Source organism: Exiguobacterium sp. SL-9, from assembly GCF_004336985.1.
In the GTDB taxonomy this organism is placed as follows: Bacteria; Bacillota; Bacilli; order Exiguobacteriales; family Exiguobacteriaceae; genus Exiguobacterium.
Genome location: NZ_SJUO01000002.1, coordinates 230,746 through 244,419, shown reverse-complemented (window position 1 = coordinate 244,419; position 13,674 = coordinate 230,746). Strand labels below are relative to the sequence as shown.

Below are 13,674 nucleotides of genomic sequence, written 5' to 3'. Positions count from 1 at the left end.
CGAACAATATACTTGAGATTTTTGCTAGAAGTTGATACAGTCTGTAGTAGATAAATCATATAAAACTTATCGATATAGTCGGAATAAAATGATGAGGTGACAGCATGGGATTACAATTCATGGACATATTTAAAGAATGGGCGTCGGATTATGACGCGACTGTGACCGGACACGATGAACAGTATCGCGAAGTGTTCGCCGGATATGAGACGATGCTCAGCGAGGTCGTCGACCAGTTAGAAGGCCGGGTCATGGAGTTCGGGAGTGGAACGGGAAACTTGAGTGCGAAAATTTTGGAGCGTCACGAATTGATTCCAGTCGAACCGTCTCCAGAAATGCGGGCCATCGCAGCCGAGAAATTACAGCTCGATATCGTCGATGGTGATTTCCTCAACTATCCGACGGATCAATCGATTGATACGATTGTGTCGTCCTATGCATTCCACCATTTAACGGATGATGAGAAACGAACGGCGATTCGAAGTTACGTCGAACGTCTCGACGCACCGCGGTTCGTCTTGCTTGATACGATGTTCGCCTCGCAATCGGCGAAACGGGACATCTTGGACTGGGCCGAAACGAACGGCTATACCGACTTACTAGAGGATTTGAATCGAGAGTTTTATCCATATACTCAAACGATTCAAGCGATGCTCGAAGCAAACGGCTATACCGTTACCCTTACACAAAAGAATAAATTCGTCTGGCTCGTCGTGGCCACAAAACAATCAGGAGGAACTCAATCATGAAAAGCTATAAAGTCGAAAGCTTTAATTTAGACCATACAAAAGTACAAGCGCCTTACGTCCGTTTAGCCGGAGTGAAGAAAGGGACAGCCGATACGATTTATAAATATGACATTCGCTTCATTCAACCGAACGAAGGGCTTATGCCGATGCGCGCCGTCCATTCGCTCGAGCACTTGATTGCCGAGAACAGCCGCAGCCACTCGAATCAAATCATCGACGTATCGCCGATGGGTTGCCAGACAGGCTTCTATTGGACGATGTTGAACGATGGAGATTACGAAGCGATGCTCGACCTCGTCGAAGCGACACTCCGTGACGCAGCAAACGCGACGGAATTGCCGGCACAAAACCCGATTCAGTGCGGAAGCGCGAACCATCATGATTTCGAGGGCGCGAAGAAGCTTGCGGCCGATATGCTTGCCAAGCGCGACGAATGGCACATCATCTTCAAGGACGAAGCGTAAATGATTGTCCAAAGCGTCTATGAATTGATTGGTGAGACGCCTCTGCTTGAGTTACGGACGTTGCCTGTACCTGCGGGCGTCAAAGTATACGGCAAGCTCGAGATGATGAATCCGGGCGGTAGCGTCAAAGATCGTCTCGGTTTGCAGTTGATTGAACGGGCGCTTGAACGCGGACAACTCGAACCAGGCGGAACGGTCGTCGAACCGACGGCCGGGAATACGGGAATCGGGCTCGCACTCGCCTGTCAACGTCATGGCATCAATTTGATGACCGTCACCCCGGAGAAGTTCAGTCAAGAGAAGCAAGCGCTTATGGCGCTTCTCGGGGCGACCGTCGTCAACACGCCGACCGAACTCGGGATGAAAGGCGCCATCGCACGGGCGAAAGAACTCGCCATCGAACATGACGCCTATGTGCCGGAACAGTTCTCGAACCCGGACAACCCTGACGCGTACGTCGACACGCTCGCTCTTGAGCTTCAAGCCGACCTTCCCCACATCGATGTGTTCGTCGCCGGGGCTGGATCAGGCGGCACGTTCACGGGTGTCGCGAGCAAATTGCGGCCGAACGGGACGAAGACGATCGTCGTCGAGCCGGAAGGATCGATTTTAAACGGGGGAGCTCCTGGTCCCCATAAGACAGAAGGAATTGGGGTCGAGGCGTGGCCGACATTCTTGCCGCACGACCTCGTCGACGGAATCTATACGATTACGGACGAAGAGGCGTTCTATTATGTCGCCCATCTCGCTAAACAAGAAGGCTTGCTCGTCGGAAGTTCATCCGGAGCGGCCATCGCGGCATGTGTTCAAGAAGCGGCGAAGATGACGGAAGGTGTCATCGTCACGATTTTACCGGACAGCGTCGAACGGTATTTAAGTCAAGGAATAGTCAAGGAGGCAGAATATGCGTACAAAAACAGCACTCATTCATGGCGGTAAAACGACGGATCCGTTAACGGGAGCCGTCACGCCACCGATTTATCAGACGAGCACGTACAAGCAAGACGGAATCGGTAATCTCCGGGAAGGGTATGAATATTCGCGGACGGCGAACCCTACTCGTACGGCACTCGAAACACTGATTGCCGATATCGAGGGCGGTGCTCGCGGATTTGCGTTCGGCTCTGGAATGGCAGCCATCTCAACGATCTTGATGTTAATGAAATCAGGGGACCACGTCATCGTCGGTTCTGATGTATATGGAGGAACGTACCGTGTATTCAATCGAGTATTTCAATCACTTGGCTTGGAGGCATCTTTTGTCGATACGGCCGATGCGCAAGCGGTCCGTGAAGCGCTCCAACCGAACACAAAAATGATTTACGTCGAGACACCGACGAACCCGCTCTTGAACGTCACAGACATGCGTCTCATCCGCGCTATCGCCGATGAAGCGAACGTCCTGTTCGTCGTCGACAACACGTTTATGACACCTTATTTCCAAAACCCGATTGAATTGGGAGCGGATTATGTACTGCATAGCGCCACGAAATATCTTGGCGGTCATAGCGATGTCGTCGCCGGTCTCGTCGTCGCGCGCACGGAAGAGCTTGGGGAGCGTTTGGCGTTCCTTCAAAACTCTGTCGGCGCGGTCCTTGGACCACAAGACAGTTTCCTTGTCGTCCGTGGGATCAAGACGCTCGCGGTCCGTATGGAAGAGATCGAGTCAAATGCGCTCGCGCTCGTCGACTACTTGACGAAGCACGAAGCCGTCAGCCGTGTCCTGCATCCGAGTGTCGGCAGCGAAGAAGCGAAGCGGGTCCACTTGTCGCAGGCGCGCGGTTTCGGCGGAATGATCGCCTTTGATGTCGGTTCAGCAGAGGCAGCCGAACTCGTCGTCGCGAAGACGAAGTTCTTCACGCTCGCCGAAAGTCTCGGTGCGGTGGAGAGCTTGATTAGTGTCCCAGCTCGAATGACCCATGCGTCAATCCCGGCTGAACGTCGTCTTGAGCTCGGCATCACGGACGGGCTCGTCCGTATCTCGGTCGGCCTCGAAGATGTACAGGATTTGATTGAAGATTTGGAACATGCGCTCGCTACTGTTGCGGCGATTCCGAACTAAGATTTCTATTCTTTAGAGGTGTGCTCCGTGAGCGCACCTCTTTTTGTCGTGTTTGAGGTGAAAGAATTCGCTTGAATGTGCGAATCGCATCGACTACACTGACGATAATTGATTACGAGAGCGGGTGAACGGAGTGAACAAAGGTGTCATGCCGACGGTCGGAGCCTACGTCATGTGGGGCGTCCTACCGATTTATTGGAAGTTTTTGCAGGAAATACCGAGCGGGCAAATCTTGGCCCATCGGATCGTCTGGTCGTTCTTCTTCATCTTACTTGTTTTGAAATGGACGAAACAGTGGACCGAGTTCAACTATGCGCTTCGGCACCGGGCGACACGGAACGCTTTTATGTTGAACGGCTTCATCGTCAGTGCCAACTGGTTCGTGTACATATGGGCGGTCAATCACGGCTATATCATCGAAGCGTCACTCGGTTATTACATCAACCCACTCGTGAGCATGGTGTTAGGTGTGCTTGTTTTTCGGGAATCATTAAATCGAGTACAATGGCTCGCGGTGACCGTGGCGGCGATTGGCGTGCTCGTTTTGACGTTCGGGTACGGATCGTTCCCGTGGATCGCGTTCATCTTGGCTAGTACGTTTGGATTTTATGGGATGGTCAAAAAGCGCCGTCCGCTCGCCTCGACGGTCAGCCTCGGCATCGAGACGCTCGCGGTCGTGCCGGTCGCTATCCTATTCTTGGGCTGGCAGACGGCGCAAGGCGGATTGACGATGACGACCGAGCCGGTCATCTGGGTCGCGTTGGTCGGGACGGGTGTGATGACAGCGTTACCGCTTCTCCTATTTGGATACGGGGCACAACACATCCCGTTCACGCTCGTCGGGTTTCTTCAGTTCATTGCACCGACACTCAGTCTCGCAATCGGGGTCGTTTTGTATAACGAACCGTTCACGGGCTATCACATCTTTGCGTTCACGTGTATATGGGTTGCCATTTTCTTCTTTAGTTGGAATAGTTGGATCCAGACACGAAAACGGCGTCAACTCGCCTAAAGTGAAAGCTGTTACATTTCAAAAAAACATGATAATATGTTAGATGTCAGACCTATATGTCAGACCGATACATCAAAGGAGGAATTTTAAGATGGAATTAGCACGCTATATCGACCACACAGCTTTAAAAGCAGAAACAACAAAAGACCAAGTTACAAAACTTTGTGCCGAGGCGCTCGAGTATAAATTCGCAAGCGTCTGTGTCAACCCGACTTGGGTGAAATACGCGGCGGAACAACTCAAATCAGATGACGACGTCAAAGTATGTACGGTCATCGGCTTCCCGCTCGGAGCCAACACGCCAGAAGTAAAGGCGTTTGAAACAAAAGACGCGATTGCGAACGGTGCAGGCGAAATCGATATGGTGATCAACATCGGCGCCATGAAAGACGGCGACTTCGACCTCGTCGAACGCGACATCCGCGCTGTCGTCGAAGCGGCAAACGGGACACTCGTCAAAGTCATCTTTGAGACATGCCTGCTCACAAAAGAAGAAATCAAAAAAGCGGCTGAGCTTTCAGTCAAAGCAGGCGCAGACTTCGTGAAAACGTCGACGGGCTTCTCAACAGGCGGCGCGACAGTAGAAGATATCCGCCTCATGCGTGAGACGGTCGGACCAGATCTTGGCGTCAAAGCTTCAGGTGGCGTACGTGATTTCGAAGGCGCACAAGCGATGATTGATGCCGGCGCGACGCGCATCGGCGCATCAGCTGGAATCGCCATCGTCACTGGCGGACGCTCAGATAGCGACTATTAATAACTAGTAGTTGACCGCACGACTTACTTTCACTATAATATGTTATGACGTGTGAAACACGTTTCCTTAGTCGTGTAATTCGGAGGGAGGGAAAACTAGTGGAAACTCGTGTCCGTAAAAACGAATCGCTTGAAGACGCTCTTCGTCGTTTCAAACGCGGTGTTTCGAAAGATGGCACTCTTGCCGAAGTTCGCAAACGTCGTCACTACGAAAAGCCAAGCGTAAAACGCAAATTGAAATCAGAAGCTGCGCGTAAGCGTAAGAAATTCTAATTTCAGTTTCATTTGTAGAGAGGGTGTTAGCTCATGAGTCTTCAAGAACGCTTGACGGACGACATGAAGCAAGCCATGCGCGCAAAACAGAAAGATCGTCTCACGACGATCCGAATGGTCAAAGCGTCGCTCCAAAATGAGGCCATCAAATTTGGTCGACAAGATCTTACTGAGGAAGAGGAACTCACGGTGCTCAACCGAGAGATGAAACAGCGCAGAGACTCCCTCCGAGAATTCGAAAGCGCTGGTCGTGAAGACCTTGCATCTAAAGTAGCTGACGAGATTGTCGTACTAGAGGCCTATATGCCTGAACAACTTTCTGAAGATGAAGTCACGGCGATCGTGAAAGCAGCTATTGCTCAAACGAATGCCACAGGCCCGTCAGATATGGGTAAGGTGATGGGCGTCGTCATGCCTCAAGTTAAAGGCAAGGCAGACGGTGGTCTTGTGAACCGCATTGTCAAACAACAATTGACGAATTAATGAAAGAGACAGGAGCTTTTGGGTCAAACCAAAAGTTTCTGTCTTTTTTTGCGTATTCTGAAACCACAAGCAAACTTGTTTCGTATACACTAGAGATAAGAGGTAGCTTGTGAACTCGGAAGGGGGTTGCAATACGATGACATTTGGTCTCGGAGTGATTCTGACAGTATTTTTTGTCGGGATCGTCCTTCTAGGAATTGAAGTGTTCGTTGCCGGTTTCGGATTGTTCGGCGTGCTAGGGATTGGGGCGGTCGTCGCCAGCTTAATCATGGCGGGTGCCACGATCGGGCAACTATGGTTGTCACTCGGCTTAGCTACGGCCATCGTCGCTGGACTCGGATTTTGGGCATATCGTCGCCTACAGTCCAATCGTTCGCTCATGTATAAAGGGTTGATTTTGACCGATTCGACGTCCACAGACAAAGGGTATTTGTCTCACGATGACCGCAAACAGTTACTCGGGAAAGTCGGGGTCACGTTGACGCCGCTTCGCCCAGCGGGTACCGCTGAGATTGATGGAGAACGGATTGATGTCGTGACAGAAGGTAGCTATCTCGATTCACAAACGAAAATTCAGGTGTATAAAGTCGATTCGGGGCGCGTTGTCGTCCGTAGCTTTATAGAGCCGAAGGAGGATGTAACAGAATGACACCAGAACTATTGACCACGTTACTCATCTCGGGTGGAGGATTGATTGCACTCGCCGTATTCTTCACATTCGTACCGGTCGGGCTGTGGATCAGCTCGTTCGCAGCTGGCGTCCACGTCTCGATTTTCACATTGGTCGGGATGCGACTCCGTCGCGTCGTCCCGTCTAAAATCGTGAACCCGCTCATCAAAGCGGTCAAAGCCGGCATCGGCTTGAACACGAACCAACTCGAAAGTCACTTTTTGGCCGGCGGTAATGTCGACCGTGTCGTCAACGCCTTGATTGCGGCGCATCGTGCAGATATCGAGTTGTCATTCGAACGGGCTGCAGCGATTGATCTCGCGGGCCGTAACGTGTTAGAGGCTGTGCAAATGTCCGTCAACCCGAAAGTTATCGAAACACCGTTCATCGCAGGTGTGGCCATGGACGGGATTGAAGTGAAAGCGAAAGCCCGGATCACGGTCCGTGCCAACATCGACCGCCTCGTCGGGGGTGCTGGGGAAGAGACGATTATCGCCCGTGTCGGTGAAGGGGTCGTCTCGACGATCGGTTCGCAGCACAACCATAAGCACGTCTTGGAGAACCCGGATATGATTTCACGTACCGTATTGACGAAAGGTCTCGATTCAGGAACGGCGTTCGAGATTCTCTCGATCGATATCGCAGACATCGATATCGGTAAAAACATCGGGGCGGTCCTTCAGACCGACCAAGCCGAGGCTGATAAGAAAATCGCACAAGCGAAAGCGGAAGAACGCCGCGCGATGGCGATTGCCCGTGAGCAAGAGATGAAATCATCGGTCGAAGAGATGCGCGCGAAAGTTGTCGCGGCCGAGGCGGAAGTCCCGCTCGCGATGGCCGATGCCCTTCGACACGGTAAGCTCGGGGTCATGGACTACGTCAACTACTTGAACGTCCAAGCCGATACAGAAATGCGCAAAGCGATCGGTCACCCAGTCGAATCTGACAAAGAGTGACCGGGATGGATGGACTTTGGGTACTACTCCTTGCCGCTTTTGGGATCGCTTCGGCGGTCATGAAGCGGATGGAGAAATCATCATCTACTGGAGAACGGCCGCCGAGCACAGATTTGAAGCGCTATCTCGATACGGTCGGTGACATGATGAAAGAAGTCGAAGCGACGTTTGATGAGCCGCGAGACGGCAAGGAAAAACCGGCACCGCAAAAACTGCGTCGCCGGGTCGCCGCCCCGGCTGAATCAAGGGAATCCCAGCCGTCGCGCCGACGTGAAGAGTTGCCGCATGTGAGCGCGCAGTTCGAACAGACGGTTAAAATCCCACCGATTTCGGAGGCGGCCGAGTCGCGGCCGCAATCACAACCACGCATGTCGATGAAGCAAGTTCGACAAGCGGTCGTGTGGAGTGAAATTTTACAACCGCCGGTATCGAAACGCCGACGCTAAGTTTGAAGCAGTGACATCGAGTCACTGCTTCTTTTTGTGGTCGAAACGGACGGTCTTTCTTTCACGAACGGCTTGATAGTGCTAAAGTAAAGAAGGAACAATCTACTGATGGGGAGGAGAAACTACCATTGATAATGACTGATAAGATTCCGTTCGTCATGGAACATGCGAACGAAGCGCAGGAGCTCCTCGGACCGAAGGACGAAGTGTTTCACGCCATCGAAGCAGAACTCGCGGTCGCACTCACTCCTCGTGGAGAAGAATTGATCATTCAGGCCGATACCGCCGACACACTCGAACTGACAAAGACCGTCATCAAGACGTTACAGCAGCTCGTCAAGAAAGGGGCACGCTTGAACGAGAGCGATGCCATCAGCGTGATTCAACATATCAAGGTCGGCAAAGGCGATGAATTGCTTGAACACTATGAACGAGTCGTCTTCACGACGAACAAAGGGAAACCGATTCGGGCGAAAACGGTCGGACAGAGCCGCTATGTCCGTGCCATCGAAAAACGCGATCTCGTCTTCGGAATCGGACCGGCCGGGACCGGGAAGACATATTTGGCCGTCGTCTTGGCGGCGCGAGCGTTGAAGGAAGGACAAGTCAAACGCATCATCTTGACACGTCCGGCCGTTGAAGCTGGGGAGAACCTGGGTTTCTTGCCAGGGGACTTGAAAGAGAAAGTCGACCCGTACTTACGTCCGCTCTACGACGCCTTGTTCGACGTCTATGGCGTTGAACAGACGAATCGCTTGCTCGAACGAGGCACAATCGAAGTGGCCCCGCTTGCCTACATGCGAGGACGCACGCTCGAAGATGCGTTCGTCATCTTAGACGAGGCGCAAAACACGACGAAAGAGCAGATGAAGATGTTTCTGACGCGACTCGGCTTCGGCTCGAAAATGGTCGTCACCGGCGATTTGACCCAAGTCGATTTACCGAAAGGAAAGGCGTCAGGGCTTCAAGAGGCGTTACATTTACTCGAACGAGTCGATGGGATTCATTTCGAACACTTCACGTCGTCGGATGTCGTTCGACATCCGCTCGTTAAGAAAATCATCAACGCCTATAGTACTGAACTCACATAACAAAAAGGGGGGGCACTGATGCAGCAAGCACGTCATTGGACGGTCGCGACGATCTCCGTCCTCTTTTTTCTCATTCTAGGCGCGATTCTCTATTTTACAGTGCGCCCATCGATTATTAGCGTCGAACCGCTCGGGATTGCCGAACAGGATATTCGCTCGCCCATCACGATCGAGGACCGGACGGCGACGGAACGATTGCAGCAAGATGCCGTCAATGGCGTCGGAAGTCAATTTTCACTCCGGCGCGAGTTCGCCGATCAACAGATCGCCAAAGTCGAGCAACTGTTCGCGGCGTTCGAAGTGACAGAAGAGGATACTGAGCTCGCGGATATAAAGAACCGATTGAACTCGACCGAGGTGAACGGATTTCTTGGTGACGATGAGTTGAACTTGCTTCTCGAGGCGTCTGAGAACACGCGTCGGACGGTCGAAGATGTCACCGTGACGGCTCTCCAAGAAGTGATGGGCAATCGAATCGAGACGAGCTCACAGTCGATCTCGGAAGCGAGAGACCGGGCCGAGACGCTCGTTGATCAATCACCACTCTCGCTTGAGTTTCGTGCTATCGCCAATAGTCTGAGCGATCAATTGATTGTCCCGAACTACGTGTTCGACTCAGAGGCGACGCGTGAAAAAGAACAGGAAGCGCTCGACGCAGTCGAACCGGTCATCATCCAAGAAGGGCAATTGCTCGTCAATCAAGGGGAAGTCGTGACGCGTGAAATTTATCGTAAGCTCGAGTTGACCGGTGCGATTGACCCGAACCGTTCGTTCGCGCCGTTGTTCGGGGCCTACTTACTGAGTGGACTGTTGACGGTCGGATTCCTCTTCATGCTCATCCGGTCAAAAATTCAACAGATATTGCTTCGTCCCAAAATATTGATTACCGTGTACGGGTTGTTATTGCTTCAGCTAGGCATCTTTTTCGGTGTCGGTTATATCGGCATCGAGTTCACGACGTACGCCTACGTCCTCGCACCGACAGCGTTCGTCGTCCTGTTGCTCCGCATCCTCGTCGATGAACGGGTCGCGCTCGCCTCAGCCCTCATCACGATGGTCGCCGGATCGATCGTGGCGAGCTTTGGCCAAAACACAAGCTTTATGACGGTCGTTTATTTTGCGACGGGTAGTTTCTTGGCCGTCTTCCTCGTCGAACCGAAGATTCAGCGAAAACGGCTGTTCTTATCGGGGATCCTGCTTGGAATCATTAATATCATCATGGTGCTCGCGCTCTTGTTCTTGCGCAACACGCTAGTGACGTGGGAGATGGTCGCGTATTTGTCAGGTTTCGCGATCACGAGCGCCCTGCTCTCGATCGTGCTCACGTTCGGCTTCCTGCCGTTTCTTGAGCCTTGGTTCGGCGTCTTGTCTTCGGGTCGCCTGATTGAACTGATGAGCCCGACGCATCCACTTCTGCGCAAGTTGTTGATGGAGGCGCCTGGGACGTATCATCACAGCATGATGGTCGCCAACCTGGCCGAGTCGGCGTGTGAGGCGATCGGGGCCGATGGACTGCTCGCTCGGGTCGCGAGTTATTATCACGACCTCGGCAAGACCGAGCGCCCGCTCCATTTCATCGAGAACCAACAGACCGGGATCAACCCGCACGACCGGCTCACACCGGAAGAATCGGCCGACATCATCATGGCGCACCCGTATGACGGCGCCGACTTGTTGCGCCGCTACAAGTTACCGAAAGAGATTATCGATATCGCTGAACAACATCACGGAACATCGCTCCTGAAGTTCTTTTACGTGAAAGCGAAGGAGTCGCGGGACGTCACCGAGTCGCGTTTCCGCTACCCGGGACCGAAACCGCAGACGCGCGAGGCTGCAGTCGTCATGATTGTCGATTCAATCGAAGCGGCGGTGCGGTCGCAGAAACAGCCGACGCCGGAACGAATCCGTCAGCTCGTCAGTGCGATCATCCGCGACAAGTTGCAAGATGGACAATTCGAAGATTGTGATTTGACGACGAAAGAAGTATGGCGCGTCGGGGAGAGTGCGTGTGAGACGTTGACCGGACTGTTCCATGAACGCATTGAGTACCCAGAATTGAAGAAAGAAGGCGAATTACATGCAAATCATTTCGAACGATGAGCAAGGATTGTTGACAGATGCTCAAGTCGAACTCGTCGAATCTATTTTAGTGCATGCGGCGCTCGAAGAAGACGTTGAAGAACCGAGCGAGCTATCGGTCACATTTTTGACAAACGATGAGATTCAAGAAATCAACCGAGAATGGCGCGGAAAAGACGCCCCGACCGATGTGATCAGTTTTGCCTTCGATGAGATGGGCGAAGAAGAGATGGACTTTATGCTCGATGAAGATGAGCCGCGTCTCCTCGGCGATTTGCTGATTTCCGTCGAACGTTGCCGTGAACAGGCGGCAGACTACGGTCACTCGTTCGAACGGGAACTTGGCTTTTTGGCCATCCATGGCTTTTTGCACCTCCTCGGCTACGACCATATGACGCCTGAGGAAGAGGCGGAAATGACGGCACGTCAAGAGCAAGTGCTCGCTCATTTCGAGCTGAAGCGAGGCGAAGTGTGAAACCGTTCTGGTTCGCCGTGCACGGCATCGTGCACGCCGTCCGAACCGAACGCAACATGCTGATTCATCTCATGTCGACGTTACTCGTCGTCGTGTTTGCTTGGTGGCTCCCGACGACGAAACTCGAGAACTTGATTCTGTTCGGCTGGGTCGTGCTCGTCATCGCGCTCGAGTTGATGAACACAGCTGTCGAACGCACGGTCGACCTCGTCACGACAGACACTCACCCGCTCGCGAAGCAAGCGAAAGACGTCGCGGCCGGGTCGGTCCTCGTCGCAGCGATCGGGGCCGCCATCACGGCACTATTCATTTTTGGCCCTTATATAATCGACAAATTCGTTATATGATTGAACGTATTGTAAATTTAGAAAGCAGGTGCACTATGTATCAAGAAGATTTTAAATCAGGTTTTGTGTCCATCATCGGTCGTCCGAACGTCGGGAAATCGACGTTCTTGAATCGTGTCATCGGACAAAAGATTGCCATCATGTCAGACAAGCCGCAGACGACGCGCAACAAGGTCCAAGGTGTGTATACGACTGATGATTCACAAATCATCTTTATCGACACGCCGGGGATTCATAAGCCGAAACACCGTCTCGGCGATTTCATGATGAAAGTCGCGACGAATGCACTCCGCGAAGTTGACGCGATCCTCTTCATGGTTAACGTTACGGAACCCCGCGGTGCCGGCGATGAGTTCATCATCGAGAAGTTGAAAGGGCTCGATACGCCAATCATTCTCGTCATGAACAAAATCGACTTGATTCATCCGGACGAGATTCCGGCTGTGATCGAACAGTACACGAACCAACTCGATTTCGCGGCATACGTCCCGATTTCGGCACTTCAAGGCAATAATGTCGAGCCACTCCTTAAAGAAATTAAACAATTGCTTCCGGAAGGACCGATGTACTATCCGGCCGATCAAGTGACCGATCACCCGGAACGTTTCATCATCTCTGAATTGATTCGGGAGAAAGTGCTTCATAAGACGCGCGATGAAGTGCCACACTCGATCGCCGTCGCCATCGAGTCAATCAAGAAACGAGAGAACTCGGAAATGATTGATGTTGAGGCCGTGATCATGGTCGAACGTGATTCACAAAAAGGGATTGTGATCGGCAAGAAAGGTGCGATGCTCCGCGAGATTGGGACCGAGGCACGTCATGATATCGAGGCGCTCCTCGGGACGAAAGTGTATTTGAACCTATGGGTGAAAGTGCAAAAAGACTGGCGGAACAAGATGGGTCAACTTCGTGACCTCGGTTTCCGCGACGACGAGTATTAAGCCATGTTGCAGAAGGTCACGGGAATCGTCATTCGGACGGTCAATTACGGGGAGTCGAACAAAGTCGTCACGTTGTTCACCGAAGAACTCGGAAAAGTCGCCGTCATGGCGCGTGGGGCGAAAAAGCCGGGCAGCCGCCTACATGCTTCGAGCCAGCCGTTCGTCGAGGCGGTCTATATTTTCCCGGCGAGCCGTGGCCTCGGTCAACTGAAGTCGTCGGATGTGATTACGTCCTATCCTGAAATTCGGAAAGACGTCGAACGCATGGCGTATGCCATGTATTGGCTCGAACTCGTTGACCGCACCGTCGAGGATCGCATGCCGAACCGGCCGCTCTATCGGATTTTAAATGATGCCTTACAGGCGCTCAACGCAGGAATGGACCCCGATGTGATCACACACTACTTTGAACTGCGGATTTTACATCTGCTCGGTGTCGCTCCCGTCTTGACGGGGTGCATCCGTTGCAACGACGTGACCGACCCGATGTACTTTTCGGTGTCGGCCGGCGGCTTCCTGTGCTCGCGTCACCATGAAGAAGGGTCGGCCCGTATGAGCGAACGTCTGGCGAAACTGCTCTATTTGATGAGCCGGCACGAACTGTCCGAATTTAGTAACGTCCCGCTCACGAAAGAGACGCGCATATTGCTCAGACAGGTGTTCGATGCTTATATGGAATCGTACAGCGGCTTGCGGCTAAAGACGAAACGTGTCCTCGACCAAATGCAGCGACTTTACTTGAACGAGGATTGACTTTTTCGACAAGATTCGATACCATAATCTACGATTAGACAAATGAAATAGCGTGCGCAATGAAGGAAACGAGTAACTTTTACGCCATGGGTACAGCGAGTTCGGGAAGGTGGA

17 protein-coding genes are annotated in these 13,674 nt (G+C 52.5%); all 17 read left to right on the top strand.

What is annotated here, in order from left to right:
- Positions 1-104 precede the first annotated feature (104 nt).
- On the top strand, positions 105-749 hold the full coding sequence (locus EVJ34_RS05775; RefSeq protein WP_131484940.1) for a class I SAM-dependent methyltransferase: 645 nt from the start codon (positions 105-107) through the stop codon (positions 747-749).
- Positions 746-1,213: an S-ribosylhomocysteine lyase gene (locus EVJ34_RS05770; RefSeq protein ID WP_021065678.1), complete on the top strand. Its 468-nt coding sequence runs from the start codon at positions 746-748 to the stop codon at positions 1,211-1,213. The genes EVJ34_RS05775 and EVJ34_RS05770 overlap by 4 nt, the downstream gene beginning before the upstream one ends.
- Positions 1,214-2,152, top strand: a complete 939-nt coding sequence (locus EVJ34_RS05765; RefSeq protein ID WP_131484939.1) for a PLP-dependent cysteine synthase family protein — start codon at positions 1,214-1,216, stop codon at positions 2,150-2,152.
- Positions 2,118-3,275: a bifunctional cystathionine gamma-lyase/homocysteine desulfhydrase gene (locus tag EVJ34_RS05760; RefSeq protein WP_131484938.1), complete on the top strand. Its 1,158-nt coding sequence runs from the start codon at positions 2,118-2,120 to the stop codon at positions 3,273-3,275. The genes EVJ34_RS05765 and EVJ34_RS05760 overlap by 35 nt, the downstream gene beginning before the upstream one ends.
- 133 nt (positions 3,276-3,408) lie before the next feature.
- Positions 3,409-4,287 (top strand): EamA family transporter RarD, encoded by an 879-nt coding sequence (rarD, locus tag EVJ34_RS05755; protein ID WP_131484937.1) that lies wholly within the window; start codon positions 3,409-3,411, stop codon positions 4,285-4,287.
- 91 nt (positions 4,288-4,378) lie between these two features.
- Positions 4,379-5,044, top strand: coding sequence for a deoxyribose-phosphate aldolase (deoC, locus tag EVJ34_RS05750; RefSeq protein WP_021065682.1), 666 nt, complete (start codon positions 4,379-4,381; stop codon positions 5,042-5,044).
- A 77-nt stretch (positions 5,045-5,121) separates the two neighbouring features.
- Entirely contained in the window at positions 5,122-5,316 is a 195-nt protein-coding gene (gene rpsU / locus EVJ34_RS05745; protein ID WP_029334745.1) for a 30S ribosomal protein S21, read from the top strand.
- 33 nt (positions 5,317-5,349) lie between these two features.
- On the top strand, positions 5,350-5,799 hold the full coding sequence (locus tag EVJ34_RS05740) for a GatB/YqeY domain-containing protein (RefSeq protein ID WP_021065683.1): 450 nt from the start codon (positions 5,350-5,352) through the stop codon (positions 5,797-5,799).
- Between the two features lie 136 nt (positions 5,800-5,935).
- The gene (locus EVJ34_RS05735; RefSeq protein ID WP_131437454.1) at positions 5,936-6,448 is read left to right on the top strand and encodes an NfeD family protein; all 513 of its coding nucleotides are present in this window, start codon (positions 5,936-5,938) and stop codon (positions 6,446-6,448) included.
- Positions 6,445-7,425 carry a flotillin-like protein FloA gene (gene floA / locus EVJ34_RS05730; protein WP_131437457.1) on the top strand — a complete coding sequence of 327 codons (981 nt, stop codon included), beginning with the start codon at positions 6,445-6,447 and terminating at the stop codon, positions 7,423-7,425. Before EVJ34_RS05735 ends, floA begins: the two co-directional genes overlap by 4 nt.
- A gap of 5 nt (positions 7,426-7,430) precedes the next feature.
- A complete protein-coding gene (locus tag EVJ34_RS05725) occupies positions 7,431-7,871 on the top strand; it encodes a hypothetical protein (protein ID WP_131437459.1) in 441 nt (146 codons plus the stop codon).
- A 134-nt stretch (positions 7,872-8,005) separates the two neighbouring features.
- On the top strand, positions 8,006-8,962 hold the full coding sequence (locus EVJ34_RS05720; protein WP_131485294.1) for a PhoH family protein: 957 nt from the start codon (positions 8,006-8,008) through the stop codon (positions 8,960-8,962).
- Between the two features lie 18 nt (positions 8,963-8,980).
- The gene (locus EVJ34_RS05715; protein WP_131437461.1) at positions 8,981-11,062 is read left to right on the top strand and encodes an HD family phosphohydrolase; all 2,082 of its coding nucleotides are present in this window, start codon (positions 8,981-8,983) and stop codon (positions 11,060-11,062) included.
- The gene (gene ybeY / locus EVJ34_RS05710; RefSeq protein ID WP_131437463.1) at positions 11,040-11,516 is read left to right on the top strand and encodes an rRNA maturation RNase YbeY; all 477 of its coding nucleotides are present in this window, start codon (positions 11,040-11,042) and stop codon (positions 11,514-11,516) included. Before EVJ34_RS05715 ends, ybeY begins: the two co-directional genes overlap by 23 nt.
- The gene (locus tag EVJ34_RS05705; protein ID WP_131437465.1) at positions 11,513-11,863 is read left to right on the top strand and encodes a diacylglycerol kinase family protein; all 351 of its coding nucleotides are present in this window, start codon (positions 11,513-11,515) and stop codon (positions 11,861-11,863) included. Before ybeY ends, EVJ34_RS05705 begins: the two co-directional genes overlap by 4 nt.
- A gap of 35 nt (positions 11,864-11,898) precedes the next feature.
- Positions 11,899-12,807, top strand: a complete 909-nt coding sequence (gene era, locus EVJ34_RS05700; protein WP_131484936.1) for a GTPase Era — start codon at positions 11,899-11,901, stop codon at positions 12,805-12,807.
- 3 nt (positions 12,808-12,810) lie between these two features.
- Positions 12,811-13,560 carry a DNA repair protein RecO gene (recO, locus tag EVJ34_RS05695; RefSeq protein WP_131437469.1) on the top strand — a complete coding sequence of 250 codons (750 nt, stop codon included), beginning with the start codon at positions 12,811-12,813 and terminating at the stop codon, positions 13,558-13,560.
- Positions 13,561-13,674: the final 114 nt, after the last annotated feature.